Source organism: Cloacibacterium sp. DMC96 (assembly GCF_056313765.1).
The window spans coordinates 409159-427407 of the sequence record NZ_JBQUZQ010000001.1 but is presented as its reverse complement, the minus strand read 5'-3'; the positions used below and the strand labels follow the sequence as shown (position 1 = coordinate 427407).

The 18249-nt window shown below is 32.6% G+C and carries 24 protein-coding genes; 13 read left to right on the top strand and 11 right to left on the bottom strand.

Translation table 11 applies throughout. The features are described from left to right. Window positions 1-33: 33 nt before the first annotated feature. Genes ACT53I_RS01850 through nadE form a run of 4 tightly spaced genes read right to left on the bottom strand, consistent with a single transcriptional unit; the run spans window position 34 to window position 2382 of the window. Window positions 34-321, bottom strand: a complete 288-nt coding sequence (locus ACT53I_RS01850) for a barstar family protein (RefSeq protein ID WP_124878722.1) — start codon at window positions 319-321, stop codon at window positions 34-36. Between the two features lie 60 nt (window positions 322-381). Next, window positions 382-963, bottom strand: coding sequence for a ribonuclease domain-containing protein (locus ACT53I_RS01845; protein WP_476078189.1), 582 nt, complete (start codon window positions 961-963; stop codon window positions 382-384). 6 nt (window positions 964-969) lie between these two features. Continuing rightward, a complete protein-coding gene (locus ACT53I_RS01840; RefSeq protein ID WP_476078188.1) occupies window positions 970-1563 on the bottom strand; it encodes a hypothetical protein in 594 nt (197 codons plus the stop codon). A 27-nt stretch (window positions 1564-1590) separates the two neighbouring features. Beyond that, window positions 1591-2382 (bottom strand): NAD(+) synthase, encoded by a 792-nt coding sequence (gene nadE / locus ACT53I_RS01835; RefSeq protein WP_476078187.1) that lies wholly within the window; start codon window positions 2380-2382, stop codon window positions 1591-1593. Window positions 2383-2471: 89 nt separating this feature from the next. Here nadE and gldB point away from each other — a divergent pair, with 89 nt between their 5' ends. The 10 genes from gldB (at window position 2472) to ACT53I_RS01785 (ending at window position 9087) form a co-directional block, all read left to right on the top strand. Then, window positions 2472-3452 carry a gliding motility lipoprotein GldB gene (gldB, locus tag ACT53I_RS01830; RefSeq protein ID WP_476078186.1) on the top strand — a complete coding sequence of 327 codons (981 nt, stop codon included), beginning with the start codon at window positions 2472-2474 and terminating at the stop codon, window positions 3450-3452. Between the two features lie 94 nt (window positions 3453-3546). Continuing rightward, window positions 3547-3870, top strand: coding sequence for a gliding motility protein GldC (gene gldC, locus ACT53I_RS01825; RefSeq protein ID WP_476078184.1), 324 nt, complete (start codon window positions 3547-3549; stop codon window positions 3868-3870). A gap of 66 nt (window positions 3871-3936) precedes the next feature. After that, window positions 3937-4284, top strand: a complete 348-nt coding sequence (locus ACT53I_RS01820) for a four helix bundle protein (RefSeq protein WP_476078183.1) — start codon at window positions 3937-3939, stop codon at window positions 4282-4284. 40 nt (window positions 4285-4324) lie between these two features. After that, on the top strand, window positions 4325-5464 hold the full coding sequence (locus ACT53I_RS01815) for a trans-sulfuration enzyme family protein (RefSeq protein ID WP_476078181.1): 1140 nt from the start codon (window positions 4325-4327) through the stop codon (window positions 5462-5464). Between the two features lie 6 nt (window positions 5465-5470). Continuing rightward, window positions 5471-5917 (top strand): N-acetyltransferase family protein, encoded by a 447-nt coding sequence (locus ACT53I_RS01810; protein ID WP_476078179.1) that lies wholly within the window; start codon window positions 5471-5473, stop codon window positions 5915-5917. An 18-nt stretch (window positions 5918-5935) separates the two neighbouring features. Further along, window positions 5936-6442, top strand: coding sequence for a DinB family protein (locus ACT53I_RS01805; RefSeq protein ID WP_476078178.1), 507 nt, complete (start codon window positions 5936-5938; stop codon window positions 6440-6442). After that, the gene (locus ACT53I_RS01800) at window positions 6439-6744 is read left to right on the top strand and encodes a hypothetical protein (protein ID WP_476078176.1); all 306 of its coding nucleotides are present in this window, start codon (window positions 6439-6441) and stop codon (window positions 6742-6744) included. The genes ACT53I_RS01805 and ACT53I_RS01800 overlap by 4 nt, the downstream gene beginning before the upstream one ends. Further along, window positions 6729-7277 carry an L-threonylcarbamoyladenylate synthase gene (locus ACT53I_RS01795; RefSeq protein ID WP_476078174.1) on the top strand — a complete coding sequence of 183 codons (549 nt, stop codon included), beginning with the start codon at window positions 6729-6731 and terminating at the stop codon, window positions 7275-7277. The genes ACT53I_RS01800 and ACT53I_RS01795 overlap by 16 nt, the downstream gene beginning before the upstream one ends. Further along, window positions 7277-7567 carry a hypothetical protein gene (locus tag ACT53I_RS01790; protein ID WP_476078172.1) on the top strand — a complete coding sequence of 97 codons (291 nt, stop codon included), beginning with the start codon at window positions 7277-7279 and terminating at the stop codon, window positions 7565-7567. Before ACT53I_RS01795 ends, ACT53I_RS01790 begins: the two co-directional genes overlap by 1 nt. Before the next feature lie 101 nt (window positions 7568-7668). Then, window positions 7669-9087 (top strand): CCA tRNA nucleotidyltransferase, encoded by a 1419-nt coding sequence (locus ACT53I_RS01785; RefSeq protein ID WP_476078170.1) that lies wholly within the window; start codon window positions 7669-7671, stop codon window positions 9085-9087. Between the two features lie 152 nt (window positions 9088-9239). On the opposite strand, the gene hemL is transcribed toward ACT53I_RS01785, so the two are convergent. From hemL to ACT53I_RS01765, 4 genes are all read right to left on the bottom strand, one after another. Then, window positions 9240-10538 (bottom strand): glutamate-1-semialdehyde 2,1-aminomutase, encoded by a 1299-nt coding sequence (gene hemL / locus ACT53I_RS01780; protein WP_476078168.1) that lies wholly within the window; start codon window positions 10536-10538, stop codon window positions 9240-9242. A gap of 41 nt (window positions 10539-10579) precedes the next feature. Then, the gene (locus tag ACT53I_RS01775) at window positions 10580-11620 is read right to left on the bottom strand and encodes a glucosaminidase domain-containing protein (protein WP_476078165.1); all 1041 of its coding nucleotides are present in this window, start codon (window positions 11618-11620) and stop codon (window positions 10580-10582) included. Between the two features lie 80 nt (window positions 11621-11700). Next, window positions 11701-12609, bottom strand: a complete 909-nt coding sequence (locus ACT53I_RS01770; protein WP_476078162.1) for a 1-aminocyclopropane-1-carboxylate deaminase/D-cysteine desulfhydrase — start codon at window positions 12607-12609, stop codon at window positions 11701-11703. A 22-nt stretch (window positions 12610-12631) separates the two neighbouring features. Further along, window positions 12632-12961, bottom strand: a complete 330-nt coding sequence (locus tag ACT53I_RS01765) for a hypothetical protein (protein ID WP_476078161.1) — start codon at window positions 12959-12961, stop codon at window positions 12632-12634. Between the two features lie 81 nt (window positions 12962-13042). Here ACT53I_RS01765 and ACT53I_RS01760 point away from each other — a divergent pair, with 81 nt between their 5' ends. Together ACT53I_RS01760 and ACT53I_RS01755 are read left to right on the top strand one after the other, a co-directional pair. Further along, entirely contained in the window at window positions 13043-13234 is a 192-nt protein-coding gene (locus tag ACT53I_RS01760) for a DUF5522 domain-containing protein (protein WP_104792305.1), read from the top strand. Window positions 13235-13237: 3 nt separating this feature from the next. Then, window positions 13238-13765: a DUF4136 domain-containing protein gene (locus tag ACT53I_RS01755; protein ID WP_476078160.1), complete on the top strand. Its 528-nt coding sequence runs from the start codon at window positions 13238-13240 to the stop codon at window positions 13763-13765. Between the two features lie 124 nt (window positions 13766-13889). Here the strand turns inward: ACT53I_RS01755 and pafA are convergent, their stop codons facing one another. The 3 genes from pafA to ACT53I_RS01740 form a co-directional block, all read right to left on the bottom strand. Beyond that, a complete protein-coding gene (pafA, locus tag ACT53I_RS01750; protein ID WP_476078159.1) occupies window positions 13890-15548 on the bottom strand; it encodes an alkaline phosphatase PafA in 1659 nt (552 codons plus the stop codon). Window positions 15549-15581: 33 nt separating this feature from the next. Continuing rightward, entirely contained in the window at window positions 15582-16097 is a 516-nt protein-coding gene (locus tag ACT53I_RS01745) for a hypothetical protein (protein ID WP_476078158.1), read from the bottom strand. Between the two features lie 77 nt (window positions 16098-16174). Continuing rightward, window positions 16175-17101: a malate dehydrogenase gene (locus tag ACT53I_RS01740; protein ID WP_213188556.1), complete on the bottom strand. Its 927-nt coding sequence runs from the start codon at window positions 17099-17101 to the stop codon at window positions 16175-16177. Between the two features lie 190 nt (window positions 17102-17291). Here ACT53I_RS01740 and epsC point away from each other — a divergent pair, with 190 nt between their 5' ends. Further along, window positions 17292-18116, top strand: a complete 825-nt coding sequence (epsC, locus tag ACT53I_RS01735) for a serine O-acetyltransferase EpsC (RefSeq protein ID WP_476078157.1) — start codon at window positions 17292-17294, stop codon at window positions 18114-18116. Window positions 18117-18249 lie beyond the last annotated feature (133 nt).

Here is an 18249-nt window from a genome sequence, read left to right as displayed (position 1 = left end):
GCAGTTTATTATGTCTCAAAATGTTAATTAAAATTATTCTTCATCTTCGTATTGCTCTAGATAATAGGCAAAAGTAAAATCTTCTACCTCATCTTCGGCATCTTCTAAAGTAGTGAGTAAATCTTCGAAAATTTCTAATTGCTCTACGCTCATATTTACAAATTCTAAATGTAGCGGCATTTCTAATTCGCCTGTAATCACATCAAAAAGCGCATCAAGATTATCCCCGAAATGCTCTGGTAAAGTCAATTTTTCTTTGAGTTGAGCATAAAAATCCTCGTAATCACCAATTTCTAAAAAATCTATATATACTTCCATAATTTTATTTCAAGTTTCAAAGTTAGTAAACATCTCGCTTCCAACATCCAACTTCCAGCAAATTTATTTTTCCTCGAAACTTCTGTAATGATCAAATGTTACGAAAACCAAACCATCATTAGAAAAAACCACTCTATCTGCATTTCTATTCCCACAATTGTAATTAAGATCTGCTTCGAAATATTTTCTTCCGGATTTTGTTGGGAGCGATTTTTGTCGGTTCGTCCAAACATCACCACCAATAGCTTTTCCGGGAGCAACTTCGCAAAGATTTCCTTTGCTTGGAACCCAACCCATAGATTTTGCTTCTGATTTTGTGATGTAATAATCGGGTAATTCCCCGTGTTCTTTTAGATATTTCACCACTAATTCATCATTGGTAAGTTCATCAATATGATTACTTGAATCATTATTTTCATTAGAAAAATCAGAAGTTTCTCTTTCGAAATTGTCTTTGTTTTTCTTTGATGAATCTTCGTAAGAATAAGAATTGTCTTGATTCTGATTTTCAGATTTTTGGTAAGAAATCTCTTGATTATTCTGTTCTGTTTTCTTCTCAATTTTGTAGTTATTGAAAAGATACATAATCAACATTCCAGCTAAAAATGCCAGAAAAATATAGAGAAAAGATTTTTTGTTTTGCATAAATATTTAGTTTATGGTTTCAAGTTTTTTTGGTTCTAAATTTTCTTTATTTGAAATATATATTATTAATATTGAATACATTATAAAAACATACGTTCCGTATTTTATATCTTCAAATTCATCAATTACTCCTGATTTCACTAATAAAATTGTAGAAATAACAAGTAATATAATGTTTGCAACTGCCAAATTCCTAACCCTCAAAAATTTTCTTCGCCAAGAAAAAACAATCATTAAAATTGAAAGTAACAAAATATAGGTGTAGAAACTATATCCAAAAAATAAACTCCCAATTTCAAATTCTTTATTAAAAACTTCAGAAGGTAAAAACTCCGCAACTTCATAAGCATTTAAATTATTACTACTTTCTGAAATTAGTTCGTTTTCAATTTCTTTATTTTCATTTAAATTAATTCTTGTAGAATCAATTTTTGACAACTTACTTATACTAGAAACTTTATCCGTATTTTGAAATATAGCAACGGAATCAATATTTTCATCAAATTCAACAACCTCTTTTTTCATACATCTTTCCAAAAAAGGCATAAAGAAAATCAGAAAAGCAATAGGCGTAAAATATTTGGTTTTGAGAAAATTCATTTTCAATTTTCAACTATCAATTTTCAATTAATCTCTCCATTCTTCAGGAATATCACAAACAGGAATTGGATTCATTTTATGTTGTGCTGCTTTGTGCATTCTGCTGAAAATTTTATAAACTTCCAAGTCTCTTCCAGAATAATCTGCTTCGGTTTTCGTTCCCCATTCTTTTTGGATTTTCTCCAATTCAGGATACGTTGCCCCAATTTGTTGCTCATCAGTTCTATCCACATCCCAAAGTCCATCTGTAGGAATCGCATTTTTGATGGATTCTGGCAAATCTAAAGCTCTTGCCAAAGCGTACACTTCGGTTTTGTATAAATCAGCAATCGGCGAAACATCTACTCCACCATCTCCGTATTTCGTGTAAAAACCAATCCCGAAATCTTCTACTTTATTTCCAGTTCCACAAACGAGAAGTCCATTGATTTGTCCGTAATAATACAGCGTCAGCATTCTCAATCTGCTTCTGGTATTAGCAAAAGCCAATTTTTCGGCTGGAAATTCATTATCTTTTACATCAAAAGTTTTGTATAACGCTGCGAAAGGTTCATTTAAGTCTACCGAAAAACCTTCCACATTTGGAAATTTATTTTTCAGAAATTCTATATGCTCTAAAGCACGAGAAACTTGATCTTTTTGTTGACGAATCGGCATTTCTATTGCCAAAACTTTCAATCCAGTCATGGCACAAAGTGTAGAAACTACACCAGAATCTACCCCACCAGAAACTCCAATTACATAACCTTTTACACCTGCTTTTTCGGCATAATCTTTCAGCCAAGAAACTATTCTTTCAATTATTTTTTCTGATTGCATTTTATTGTATTTTTGCGAAACTAATTTTTTGTAAAAATAATTAAAATTTTACCGAACTCACAGATTAGTTTGGTCAAATGTTTTAGCCCATGAAAAAATATATTGCATACACTCTTCTTTTCAGTTTTTCCCTACTTCTTTTTTCTTGTAATAAAGAGGCAGAAAACCGTTGGAATGTAGAAATCAAAACTACTGAACCTGTAAAAATCACTGATATTTCTGCAGCTTTTTATAATGATAAAATTCCGTTTCAGAATTTCAAAAAAGATTTCGGTTTTTTCTTGGCGCCACAAGTTCCTGATGCTACTTACGAGAAAAAACGTTCAGATGCCATCGAAAAAAGAGTCTATAAAGACGCCTTAAATAAAAATAATCTGGCGAATTTAGAAAAACAATTGGCTACACTTTTTGCACATATAAAATACTATTTTCCTGAATTTCAAAACCCACAAGTTTACGTGTTTTCTTCGGCAACAGAATTGTATGAAGAACCTATTTTATATGTTCCAAATGAAGGTGTACTGTTCATAGATTTATCTGCATTTTTAGGCGAAAAATCAGAGTTTTATGAAGGGATAGATGTTTACATGAGAAAAGAAATGACGCCTCAAAACGTTTTGCCAAAAGTAGCAGAAACCATCGCTGCAGATTATGTTCCTGCAACTCCAGACCACAATAAATTTTTGGACAAAATCATCAATTTTGGAAAATTAATGATTCTCCAAGACGCTTTTCTTCCTGAAACGATGGATCAATTCAAAATGCATTATTCTAAAGACCAACAATCTTGGGCGATTTCTAATGAAGAAAATGTTTGGAATTATTTTGTAGAAAACGATCTGCTTTTTAGCGATGACAATAGATTAGACGAAAGATTTTTGGCAAAAGCTCCATTTTCAAAATTTTACACCGAAATAGACCCAAAATCTTCACCAAGAGTGGGCGCTTTTATCGGTTGGCAGATTTGCAGACAATATTTAGAAAAAAATCCTGAGGTAACTTTGCAAAAATTCTTGCATTTACCAGCAACAGAAATTTTTAACAATAGTAATTATAAACCTAAAAATTAATTCGTAATATCGAAGATTTGTAAAGTTGTAAAATCGCTTTTTTAGATTTCAACTTTACGACTTCACAACTTTACAATTTTATAACATTACAAAAATGAGACAAACACAGATAACAATCAACGTAGAATTAGACGAAAACCACGTTCCAGAAAGAATGACATGGAATGCACAAGATGGTGGTGTAGAAAATCAAGAAACCAAAGCCACCATGATTTCAGTTTGGGACGAAAAAGCAATGGAAGCATTACGTATCGATTTATGGACTAAAGATATGCCTGTAGATCAAATGAAAATGTTCCTTCATCAAATTTTTGTTTCTCTTGGTCATACTTATCAAAGAGCAACTGGCGAAGATGATGTAGCCGAAAAAATTCAAGAATTTGCGGAAGATTTCGCTTTTATGAGTAAAATTAAATAATGTGATAATTTGTGAATGAGATAATTAGATAATTTGTTAATTTAGATTTAAACTAATAATTATCTCATGAAAACAAACATTATTTTAGAAAAATCTTTTCAGTTCGCTTTAGACATTATTAATTATTGTGAACAATTAGAAAATTTAAAAAAGTACGTCATTTCTAATCAACTTCTAAAATCCGGCACTTCAATAGGAGCAAATATAAGGGAAGCACAAAATGCGGAAAGTAAAAATGATTTTATTCATAAATTTAAAATCTCTGCAAAAGAGATTGAAGAAACAGGCTATTGGTTATTGCTGTGTAAATTTTCAAAAACTTATCCAAATTGTGATCAATTAATTACAGATTTGAAAGAAATTGAAAATATAACAAACAAGATAATCATTACCTCAAAAAATAAAAGAGATTAATTATCTCATTACCTAATTAACAAATTATCTCATTAAGAATATGAAATTCAATACCAAAGTAATACACGGCAATCAAAGCCACGAAAAAGTGACAGGTTCTGTAAATGTTCCTGTTTTTCTAACTTCTACATTTGCACAATCTTCGCCTGGTCAACACTCAGGTTACGAATATTCTAGAGCGGCAAATCCTACCAGACAAGCACTAGAAGACGCACTCGCTTCCATAGAAAACGGAGCTAGAGGTTTGGCTTTTGGTTCTGGTTTAGCAGCAATAGATTGCGTTTTGAAATTATTAAATCCAGGAGACGAAATCATCGCTGTAGACGATTTATACGGCGGAAGTTATAGAATGTTTACAAGACTTTTTGAGAAATATCAACTGAAATTTCACTTCGTAAATCTTGAAAATCCTAAAAATATTCTTCCGCTCATCAACGAAAAAACCAAATTGGTTTGGCTAGAAACACCTACCAATCCTTTAATGAAATTAGTTGACATTCAAAAAGTTGCAGAACTCATCAAAGGAAAAGACATTCTTTTAGCGGTGGATAATACTTTCGCAACACCTTATATTCAGACGCCTTTGGATTTAGGTGCAGATATTGTGATGCATTCTGCTACCAAATATTTAGGCGGACATTCTGATGTCATTGCAGGAGCGTTAATTGCTAAAACTCCAGAATTAGGAGAAAAATTACACTTCATCCAGTTTGCAAGTGGCGGAATTTTAGGACCTCACGACTCTTATTTGGTTTTGAGAGGTATTAAAACTTTGGCTTTAAGAGTTCAAAGACATTCTGAAAACGGACAAAAAATTGCAGAATTTTTGCAAAATCATCCGAAAGTAGATCAAGTTTTTTATCCAAATTTAACGAGCAATCCTCAGTTAGAATTGGCAAAAAAACAAATGAAAACTTTCGGTGGAATGATTTCTTTTACTTTCAAATCAGGTAAAAAGGAAGATTCTATCAAATTTTTAGAAAAATTGAAAGTCTTCACGTTAGCCGAAAGTTTGGGAGGTGTAGAATCTTTGGCAAATCATCCTGCACTCATGACTCACGCTTCCATTCCTGCAGAAAAACGTGCAGAATTAGGCATTACCGATGATTTGGTTCGTTTAAGTTGCGGAATTGAAGATGCAGAAGATTTAATTGCGGATATAGAACAAGCTTTTAATTAAAAATCTATGTTGACGAGAAAAGCGACTTTAGAAGATTTACCTCAACTGTCGAATTTATTTGACCAATACAGAAATTTTTATCACAAGGAAAGTGATATTGAAGGTGCTGAGAATTTTCTAAAAGAAAGATTAGAAAACCAAGATTCTGAAATTTTCGTAGCAGAAGAAAACGGAATTTTGACGGGTTTTACTCAATTGTATCCATTGTTTTCTTCTACAAGAATGAAAAGATATTGGCTTTTAAATGATTTATTCGTCAATGAAAATCACAGAGGAAAAGGTCATTCTAAAGCTTTGATAGAAAGCGCAAAAAAAATTTGCATAGAAACAAAAGCTTGCGGAATTCTTTTAGAAACCGATAAAACCAACGAAATTGGCAACCAACTTTATCCAAGTTGTGGTTTTGAGCAATATACTCACGCCAATTTTTATGAATGGACCAATCCATCTTAACCTTATTAAAACATAGTTATGACTGAATTTCAAAAATATATTCAAAGATATTTAGACCAAATTCCATCTGATAATTGGTTGGAAGAAATGATCAATTCTGGAGCAGAAACGATTCAGATTTTTTCTGGTTTAGACAACGAAAAATCACTTTTTGCATACGCAGAAGGAAAATGGACTCTCAAGGAATTGCTTCTTCATTTAATAGACACCGAAAAAATTTTCCAATACAGAGCGCTTCGTTTTGCCAGAAAAGACCAAACCGAATTATCTGGTTTTGACGAGAATCTATTTGTAGAGAATTCTTTTGCCAATGAGAGAACTTTGGCAAGTTTATTAGAAGAATTCAGAATTGTGAGACAAACATCTATCATTTTCTTCGAAAATTTACAAAATGTAGCACTTTCCAACACGGGGAAAGCTAATGGAAACGAAATTTCTGTAGAAACCATCGGAAGATTAATCGTGGGACACAATTTCCATCATTTAAAAATCGTTGAAGAAAGATATTTGCCGAATTTAAAATGAAATACATAAAGGTTTTCATATTATCAATTTTGTTGTTTTCAACATTTTCATTTTTATCAATTTTTGATGATTTAGCACAATCAATATATAAAAACAATGCTCCTAATTTAAGTTTAGGCTATCCATTAACTTATTACAAGTTATTTTTTGTTGAACATACAGATTTTAATTATGAATGGAACAGAAATTTTATTGGGGATTATTTATTTGCGTTAGTACTAAGTATTGGCATTTATTATTTAAATGAATATTTGAAAAAAATCAATAAGAACGAGTTTAAAAAATTATGGAAAAAGCACTAGAAATATTGAAAAACGGCGGCGTTATCCTCTATCCTACTGATACGATTTGGGGAATTGGCTGTGACGCAACCAACGTAGAAGCCATCAACAAAATTTTTGAAATCAAAAAGCGTGAGAAAACCAAATCCATGATTATTTTGGTGGAAAACGAACGCCGATTACAAAATTTGGTAGATGTTCCAGAAATGGCGTGGCAAATTATTGATTTGTCTGAAAAACCAGTTACCATTGTTTATGAAAATCCTAAAAATCTGCCTAAAGAAATTTTAGCTGAAGATGGAAGTATTGGCATTAGATTGGTGAAAGATGATTTTTGTAAAAAATTGATTTCTAAACTCAATAAACCTTTGGTTTCTACTTCTGCCAATTTTAGCGGAGACAAATCGCCATTGAAATTTTCTGACATTTCGCAAGAACTGATTGATGCGGTAGATTACGCAGTAGAAGAAAACCGCGAAATCGTTTCTAAATATTCTGGTTCATCAGTGATAAAAGTTTGGAGTGACGGAAGAGTGAAAGTTTTAAGAGAGTGATGAAATATTTAAAAATTTTATTGATTTTAGTTTTATTGATTTCTTGTAATGGAAATCAAAATAAATTTATCAATTGGGCAGACAATTTGCCTGAAAATTCATCAATTGAAAATGTAAAAAAATCTCAACCAAACTATGTTATTATAGATTGGGAACATCCAATAAAAATTTCTGATAACGAAAAAATGTTTGAGGTTACAGAAATCAAAAATTCTTATGATGCTTTAGATATGAATTATTTTCTAGTTTTTAGAAATAACAAATTTCAATATAGAGAATCAAAAAAGTAAAAAACACTATCTTTGCAAAAAATTAATTTCTCGCAGATTTAGCAGAAACCGCAGATTAAACCTGCAAAATCGGCTCAATCTGCGAGAGTTTTTATACAAAAATGAAAATCAATTTAACCCAAAATAAAAATTTCAAACTTTTTAAAATCATTTCTAAAGTCGCTCAAGAAAATAACCAAACGGTTTATATTGTTGGCGGTTACGTTCGTGATTTGTTGATGCAAAGAAAAGCACCAACAGACATCGATTTCGTAACCGAACAAAGCGGAATAGAACTTGCAAAAGCGGTAGGAAAAGAACTCGGAGATTTGAAGGTTTCTGTGTTCAAAACGTATGGAACCGCAATGATTAAATACCAAGATTTGGATTTAGAATTTGTAGGTGCCAGAAAAGAAAGTTATTCCGAAGATTCCAGAAAACCGGCGGTAGAAACCGGAACTTTAGAAGACGACCAAAAACGCAGAGATTTTACCGTAAATGCTCTCGCAATTTCTCTGAATGCTGAAAATTTTGGAGAACTGATTGATCCTTTTAACGGAAGAGAAGACATGCAGAATAAAATTCTGAAAACGCCTCTAGAACCTGCACAAACGTATTCTGATGATCCGCTGAGAATGATGAGAGCCATCAGATTTGCATCGGTTTTACATTTCAATATTGAAGAAAATTCTCTCGAAGCCATTAAACAAGAAGCGGAACGCATCAAAATTGTTTCGATGGAAAGGATTATGGTAGAATTCAACAAAATTATGTTGAGCGAAAAACCTTCGGTTGGTTTAAAATTGATGGAAGAAACTACCCTTTTAGAAAAAATTATTCCTGAATTGACCGCTTTAAGAGGCATTGAAGAAGTAGAAGGACAAACGCACAAAGATAATTTTTGGCATACTTTGGAAGTGGTGGACAATATTTCTAAAAACACCGATAATCTTTGGTTGAGATGGGCTGCTTTATTGCACGATATCGGAAAAGCTCCGACTAAAAAATTTGTAGAAAAAATTGGTTGGACTTTCCACGGACACGAATTTCTAGGTTCTAAGATGGTGAAAAATCTATTTACAAGACTAAAATTACCATTAGGAACTGATATGAAATATGTTCAAAAAATGGTAAAACTTTCATCCAGACCGATTGCTTTGATTGATGATGGAACTTCGGATTCTGCCTTGAGAAGATTGCTTTTTGATGCTGGTGAAGATTTAGAAGATCTGTTCACGCTATGTAAAGCAGACATCACCACGAAAAATGCTTCGAAACAAGAAAAATTTAAGAAAAATTTTGAATATGTAGCGAAGAAAATCAAAGAAGTGGAAGAAAAAGACCACGTTAGAAATTTTCAACCGCCGATTTCTGGTGAAGAAATTATGGAAATGTTCCAATTGAAACCTGGTCGTGAAATTGGAATTTTAAAAGAAAAAGTGAAAGAAGCGATTTTAGAAGGTGAAATTGCCAATGATAAAGATGAAGCTAGAAATTTCGTGATTAACGAAGCGAAACTTTTTTTAGGCTTGGAATTATAAATCTCTCGCTGATTGCGCTGATTTAGTTTATAATTAAAAAAATCTGCTTGATCTGCTTAATCTGCGAGAAAAAAAATATTTTACCATTAAGTTTTCAATTAAGGTATTAAGAATATTAAGAGAAATCCCTCAAAAATTTGAGGGATTTTATTTTAGTCTTCTACTTTATCAGAATAATCAAAATTTCTAACGGCTTCAAGCGTTTTATCAATTTCTACATCGTTTATTGCGTCTGAAATAAACCACGTTTCATAACCACTTGGCGGAAGATAAATTCCCTGAGCCAACAATTGATGGAAGAAATTATTGAAAAGTGAATGGTTAGAATCTGCAACTTCCTCAAAATTAGAAACCCTATTCGTATGGAAGAAAATACTCATCATACTTCCTTTTCTATTGATTTTATGGGCAATCCCTTTCTCATTGAGAATTTTGCCAATTTCAAAATCAAGCGTTTCTGTAGTTTTATTGAGTTTTTCGTAGAAATTAGGATTGTTTTTGATCAATTGAAGTGTAGTTAAACCTGCTCTCATTGCGAGAGGATTTCCACTTAAAGTTCCCGCTTGGTAAACATCACCTCTTGGCGAAAGTTTATTCATGATTTCGTTTCTTGCAGCAAAAGCACCAACTGGCATTCCGCCGCCAATAACTTTTCCGTAAGTCACGATATCTGCTTTTACATTGTACAATTCTTGTGCGCCACCAAAAGCCAATCTGAAACCCGTCATTACTTCATCAAAAATCAATAAAGCGCCATTTTCATCACAAACTTTTCTTAGATTTTGAAGGAAATTATTTTCTGGCAAAACGCAACCCATATTTCCAGCAACTGGTTCTACAATTATCGCGGCAATTTCACCTTGATTATGACGAAACAAATCCTGAACTTGTTCTATATCATTGTATTTTGCTAAAAGTGTATCTTTTGCCGTTCCAGAAGTTACTCCTGGAGAATTTGGGTTCCCAAAAGTGGCAGCTCCACTTCCTGCTTTAATCAAAAATGAATCTGAATGACCATGATAGCAACCTTCAAATTTGATAATTTTCTCTCTTCCTGTATAACCTCTTGCTAATCTGATGGCGCTCATACAAGCTTCCGTACCCGAAGAAACCATTCTGATTTGGTCAATATTCGGAACATTTTCGATGATAAATTTTGCAATTTCGGTTTCTAATTCTGTAGGCGCACCAAAAGAAAAGCCTTTTTCTGCTTGTAATTTTACCGCTTCTACTACCTCATCATGAGCGTGACCTACAATTGCTGGTCCCCAAGAATTGATGTAATCTACATACGTTCTGTCATCTGCATCTGTTAAATAAGCACCTTTCGCAGATTTCATAAAAATAGGAACTCCTCCTACAGATTTGAATGCACGAACTGGCGAATTAACACCTCCTGGAATATATTTGTACGCCTCTTCAAATAAAGCCGAACTTCTTTGATATAACATTTTTTGAAAGTTATGAGTTATAAATTATGAGTTAAATGATTTTATCTAGGTTTTCTATTTTTAAGATAAATTAATTGACCTTCTTTTACTTTATCTCCATATTCCATGCGGTTTTTGTCATAAAGTTTATCGAGTCTTATTGCAAATTTCTGAGCGATAGAATACATATTATCTCCTTTTTCGGCGCGATAAGTTTCTACACTTCCGCTAGAATTTTTCTTTTCGAGGAAGAGAATTTGTCCTTCTTTCAAAGTTTGAGAAGAAAGCTCGTTCCATTTCATTAATTTAGAAGTAGAAACGCCATATTTTTTAGAAATATCTTGTAAGTTTACTTCCGAAGCATCGTCATAATCTGGTTCCATCGGAATTACAATATATCTCAAAGCTTCATTAGGATGTGCTTTCATCAGAACCGATAATAAAACTTCTTCTTTGGTCAATTTTACAGGTTCTGGAGCATCGATTACGACTTTTGGAGCCTCTTCTTTTTTAGGAGTTGGTAAATTTTTCGCTAAAAACTCTTTATCATTCACCAAATCGGGATACAAAGCCAAAAGTTTTTCGGTCACTTGTTCCTTCTTGATATAGTCAAATTCAAAAAGTTTATATTTCTGAATTTTATCGATCAAAATATAAGCGTATCTAGGATTGGTCGCATAACCTGCTTTTTTCAATCCATGAGCCCAAGCGTTATAATCTTTAGGGTCAAGTTGAAATAAATTTTTGTAAAAAGGACGATTCACCAAAAACAAAGAATGGTCTCTGTAAGATTCTCTAGGATCTTCATAGACACGGAAACATTCATTTGGTGCGTCATCAGTATGACTCATAGTTTTGCCCGTCCAGTTTTCTTTACACTTAATCCCGAAGTGATTTTTCCCTTCTTGTGCCAATCTAGACTGGCCACCACCTGTTTCTAAAAGTCCTTGCGCCAAAGTAATAGAAGCGGGAATATTGTATAATTCCATTTCTTCTACAGCATATTGTGCAAATCGCTGAATGTATTGGTCTTCGGTTTTCCAAGTTTGGGCTTGGATATTTGAAAACAAGGCAATTGAAAATATTAAAATGAGTTTCTTCATATTTATGTGTCGTTCCTACGGAACTTCCTATTGATAATGATGTTTTTCTACAAACCTTTCGTTCCTACTGAACTCAATATCTATAAAACTTTTATTAAATTTCTGTTTTTCTTTTTCAACATTTCGTTTGCGCCTTTTATTCCTTGCAAACCTCCTGTATGAAAAGCTAAAATCTTGCTATATTCTGGGAAATAATCTTCTTCTATGAGTTCAAAAATCTTCCTCAGCATTTTTCCAGTGTAAACAGGCTCTAAAATAATGCCAAAATCTTGATAAAATTTATTTATAAAACGTATATTTTCGTCTGTTATTTTGCCAAAACCTCCATCTGATGCATCAAAAATGGTGAAATTTTGTCTTTTAGAAAAATTTAAAATCCTTTTTTCTAAAGATTCATCTTTTACCGCTTTGAAACCTAACACTTTTTGATGTTCTTCAGCAAATTTAGAAATTCCTGAAAGGGTTCCTCCTGTTCCTATAGCGCTGCAAAGATAGTCAAAATCTTGAGTTTCTTCATTGAGCATAAACTGAATTCCTTCCACCGCATTTTCATTAGTCCCGCCTTCTGGAACTACCAAACTTTCGGGAAATTCTTCTTGAAGGTTTTTCATCAAAGTTTCCTTGTCTCTATAAGTTTCTCGGGTTACAAATCTGAAAGTCATTCCGTTTTTGTGCGCTAAAGAAAGGGTGGGATTTTCTTGCCAAGAGTTTTCTAATTCATCTCCTCTGATAATTCCTAGAGTTTCGATGCCAAATTCTTTTCCCAAAGCTGCAGCTGCTGCAATATGATTAGAAAAAGCCCCTCCGAAAGTGATGATTTTCCTTTCTGAAACTTCTTTTTCTAAATATTTTTTGACGTTATAGAACATTTTCCAATATTTATTTCCTGAAATTTCGGGATGAGTAAGGTCTTCTCTTTTGATGAAAAGTCTTACTTTTTTTCCGATAGGAATTTCTACAATAGGAATTTTATTTTTGGGTAAATTCATGTTTTTATGCTTTCATTAAAAATCACACTCTGTATTTCCAAAAGCTCCAAATTTTTCTTGTTTCGAGGTAATTTAAATCTTCTTCCATAGCGTAAGCTTCTCTTTCGAAACTGATATTTCGGTAAGCCAAATGTTTGTCTTTTAACTTAAAATACCAATAGTAATATTCTATTACATACCACAAATAAAAGAAAATAATGAGGAGTTCTAATTGCTGACGAATGTGTATTTTTTCGTGATTAATGAGTATTTTATTTTCCTTAAACGATGATTCACGAAGAAAAATGAACGGAAAAATGGTAATTCCGTTGATTCTAGTCTTTCGGAGAAGGCGTAAACTCAAAATAATCATAGAACAAAGATATGAAAAGTTAAAAGGAGCAATTATCACAATGATTTAAAAATATGATTGAATTTTTTGTAATTTTATGGAATGAAATTTGATAAAGAATTAGTAGAAGGCGAAGATTTTTATTATAATGAATTAGGCTACAAAGTTTTCACCGAAAGATACCACTTAAAACGCGGTTATTGCTGTAAAAGTGGTTGTAAACATTGTCCTTATGGTTATGATAAAAAGACTGATTCTTTTAAAAAAATTGAGAAAAAACCACATAAATCATAAAAAATGAAGAAATATTTTTTCCTTTTGTTGGCTTCAGCAGCACTTTTTATTACGTCTTGTTCACCATTTAATGTGAGAACAGATTATGCTGAAACTGCCAATTTTAGTTCTTATAAAACATATCAGTTTAGAGTAGATGATTTAAAACTGAATGATTTAGACAAAGACCGTGTTTTAAACGAAGTAGCTAAAAACCTACAAATGAAAGGTTTATCAGCCTCTCAAACTCCTGATTTAGTTGTAAACCTAAAAGCTTCTCATAAAAAAATAGAAGATACTAGAATAGAACCTAGTTTCGGTGTTTACGGTTGGGGAAGACCTTTTGGTTGGGGAGTTGGAATGAGCAGAGCTTGGACTACCGACTACAACAGAGGAAGTTTGATTATTGACATCGTAGATGCTAAAACTGGAAAATTAGTTTGGCAAGGTGTAGGAAGCGGAATCAATGTAGATTCTCCTAAATCTAAACAAAAACAAATTCCAGCGATTGTAGCAGAGATTATGGCCAATTATCCGCCTGTAAAAAAGTAAAATCCTTTTCACTTTAATATTATTATTCAAAAACCTACGGCGCGAGCTTTGCTCGCGCCGTAGGTTTTTTCTTATTTTAAAGAAGAGTTCCCGATTTTAAAATATAGTATTAGATGAAAATCTATTATTTCTCTAAAACTTCTGTAATAGGATTTCCTATGTTCCCACTTGGATTTTCAACTTTTAGCATTTGAGCTAGAGTTGGTGCAATATCTGTCATGTGATATGGTTTTGCACTTTGTCCATTTTTAACTTTCCAACCCATAAAAATTAATGGAATGTGAGCATCGTATGAATTCCAAACACTGTGAGTAGTTCCTTTTTTAGCATAAGTTGGCAACATGCTGTCATGTGTAATGATTTGAATATCTCCACTTCTTTGCCAGTTATAACCATTGATGATTCTGGTTTTAATCGGTTCAGGAATTGCGGCTTCTGCTACTTCTTCTAAATCTACTGCATACAATACTCTTTTATCTTTATTCAGCAAACCAAGAATGGTTTTCTTTACCTCATCTGCTTCTAATCCTTTTTCCTTGATAACATTTTGGTTAAGATAAACTTGGTAATTATCAATTCCTAAAATCAATTTACTTCCTGCATATTTTTTTTCAAGTTCATCATTAAGTGTTTTTTCTAAACCTTCACCAAAGAAACCTGTTGCCATTTTATTGGCTTGCATATAACCTTCTGAATGTGCAGCACCATGATCTGCAGATAAGAATACTAAATAGTTTCCTTTTCCTACTTTTTTATCTAACTGTTGGAAAAACGCTTCTAAGTCTTGATCTAATCTTAAATATGTATCTTCTATTTCTATAGAATTGGGGCCAAAAGCATGACCTACATAATCTGTAGAAGCGATATTAATTGTTAAGAAATCTGTAATTTGGTCTTCACCCATTCCGTAACCATCGATAGAAGCTTCTGCCATTTTTAGGGTTAAAGAATTTCCAAAAGGTGTGGTTCTGATGACTCCTTTTTTTGCATCATAATCTTTCGCTAAATTTTCATAAGGAAAAGTAGGTGTTTTAGCACTTCCTAAAAGGCTTTCCCATGCAACATTATCCTCTGTACTTTCGAAATATTCTGAGATAGGAAGTAATGTTTTCCAACCTTTTGCAACTAATTTTTTACCGTTTTCTTCTTTGTTAAATTCATTCAACCACTGTGGTAATTCTTTCAAATAATAATCAGAAGTAATGAAATTCCCTGTGGTTTCATCAAACCAAAAAGCCGCAGTAGGATTATGACCTGCTGGTAAAATAGAAGCTCTGTCTTTTAATGAAACGCCCACTACTTTTGAACGAAAATTGGTTGCAATTCCTAACTGGTCTGTAATGGTACTACTCCAAAGATTTCTAGGGGAATGCTGACCTATTTTTTTAGCTTCTGTTCCTACAGCATTTACCGTTTCATCTGTGGTACAGTAAACATTTTTACCTGTTTCTTTATCAGTCCAATCGTTTCCAGCAATTCCGTGAATCGATGGAACAGAACCTGTATAAATAGAAGTATGACCTAATGCAGTAACCGTAGGAATGTAATCTATCATCACATTATTAAAACTGTAGCCTTCATTTAATAATCTTTTGAAGCCACCGTTTCCATATTTTGCTTGATATTTATACAAGAAATCCCAACGCATTTGGTCTACCACAATTCCTACCACCAATTTTGGTCTTTCTACACCATCATTGTATTGAGTATTTTTATTTTTTTGTGCATCTACAGATAACAAAGCCAATGTTACCAATGCAAGAGTGCTAATTTTTCTAAGCATTTTTCTAGAAATTTTTAATTGTGACAAAGATACTTAGTTCATGTAAACTGAAGTTGAAATTTTAGTTTTTTTTGAGTTAATTTTTTCAAAAATAAAAGTTTCGTAAATGATATTAGATTCTTTTTGGTCTTTAAATTCTATTTCAAAAATCTTTTTAGTAGAAGTAGAATTTTGAGATAATTTAAATTGATGATTCTTAATGATTTTTTGGTAATCATCACCAAATTTCTTTCCGAAAAAATGATTTACCATCCAAATAAGTTTCTCTTGAAGTTGTTTTTGATTTTTAAAATCAATCTCACTTGTAATTTCCCCAAAATAATTAAAATGGTCACAACCTCCAATTGATAAATTAAGAATTTCTCCAGTATTAAGTTGAGTTGTGGTTATTTTATTTTTGGGATTAAATTTTATCTTCAAATTTTTATTATAATTTGTAAGAACTTCTCTGGTTAAGCCTTCATAATCATCATTAAAAACACAATCATCTTGCGCTGAAAAGCTTCCGAATAAAATAAAGAAAAAGAAAACGATGAACTCTTTTTTCATAAAATTAGTTTTTCTCAAAATTACAATAAAAAAACGCACCTAAAAGATGCGTTTTATTTATTTCAAAAAAAGATTTTTTAGAATTTTAAATCTCCATTTACTTCTCTTACTGCTGCTGCAGCAGTTGCAAATTTTTCTTTTTCTGCTTCAGTTAATTCGATTTCTACGATTTTTTCTACTCCATTTTTCCCGATAATCGCAGGAACACCTAAGCAAATATCAGATTGTCCGTATTCTCCGTCTAACATAAGTGAACAAGGAATCATTTTCTTTTGGTCACAAGCAATTGCCTGAACCATTACAGAAACTGCTGCACCTGGTGCATACCAAGCTGAAGTTCCTAATAATTTAGTTAATGTAGCTCCACCTACTTTGGTTTCTTCTACTACATAAGCTTGTTGTTCTTCAGATAAGAAAGAAGTTACAGGAACACCGTTTCTAGTTGCTTTAGATAATAAAGGAAGCATACCAGTATCTGAGTGTGCTGCAATTACCATTCCATCTACATCAGAAATTGGAGCTTCTAAAGCTTCTGCTAATCTGTATTTGAATCTTGCAGAATCTAGAGCACCTCCCATTCCAATGATTTTATGTTTTGGTAAACCAGAAGTTTTGTGAACTAGGTAAGCCATAGTATCCATTGGGTTAGAAACCACGATAATGGTTACATTAGGAGAATGTTTTACTAAATTAGCCGTTACATCTTTTACAATTCCTGCATTGATACCGATTAACTCTTCTCTAGTCATTCCTGGTTTTCTAGGAATACCAGAAGTGATTACCGCTACATCTGAACCGGCAGTTTTACTATAATCACCAGTTGTTCCCGTAATTTTAGTATCAAAACCATTTAAAGAAGCAGTTTGCATTAAATCCATTGCTTTACCTTCAGCAAAACCTTCTTTAATATCTACTAAAACTACTTCTGAACAGAAGTTTTTCATAGCAATATATTCTGCGCAAGATGCACCTACAGCTCCTGCTCCAACTACAGTTACTTTCATTTTTTTTATTTTTTTAAAGTTTAAAATTAAGTTGCTCAAATTTAATGATTATTTGAGGATTAGACAATTTTCTTGATATGAATTACATCCTAATTTTAAAATTTTTCAATCGTGTAAATAGATGTAAAAATTACCATAAATCAAGGACAAAAACAGAGACATTGCTTACCTTTGTTTTAAATTTTGAAGGATGGAAAATTTTTTGAAGCATTTACAAGACGGATATTCTAACAGAAAATATGATTTAGATAAAAAGAAAATCGAAACCTTTATCGATGATTTTTTCAGATTCGTGTTTTTTCTAGAGCTTCAAAGATGTGCTTCAGAAAATGAAATTGCCAATAGATTACAGCAATTTAAAATAGATTTTATCAAGATTTTGTATTCTGTTTTTGATGACAAAGAAAAAGCCACAGCATGTGGAGAATATTTTTTCACCAAATTTCCAGAAATTTATAAAACTTTAGAACAAGACGCCGCTTTTGCACTAGAAAATGACCCAGCTGCAACCTCTGTAGAAGAAGTCACTTTTTCCTATCCCGGTTTTTATGCGATTGCAATTTACAGATTAGCTCACGAATTGCAACTGGAAAAAATTCCGTTGATTCCTAGAATTTGGACAGAGTTGGCGCACAGCAAAACAGGAATAGACATTCATCCTGGTGCTACCATTGGTTCGCCATTCTTCATCGATCATGGTACGGGAATTGTAATTGGTGAAACCTCAGAAATTGGAAATGGTGTCAAAATTTATCAAGGAGTCACATTGGGAGCGCTTTCTGTTTCTAAAGAAATTGCCAATACCAAAAGACATCCTACCATAGAAAATGGTGTAGTTATTTATGCGAATGCTACTATTTTAGGAGGAGAAACTGTGATTGGCGAGAACAGCATCATCGGTGGAAACGTTTGGATTACAGACAGTCTACCGAAAAATTCGGTGGTTTTTCATAAAGGTCAAGTGACGGTGAGAAACAAATTTCCGGGTGATGAACCAATTAACTACTTTATTTAGGTAAAGGCTAAGGTTGAGGTAAAGGTAAAGGTAAAGGTAAAGGTTGAGGTTGAGGTAGAGGTTGAAGTTGAGGTTGTGGTAGAGGTAAATATAGAGGTTGAGGCAAATAAAAAACTGAATTTAATTAAGATAA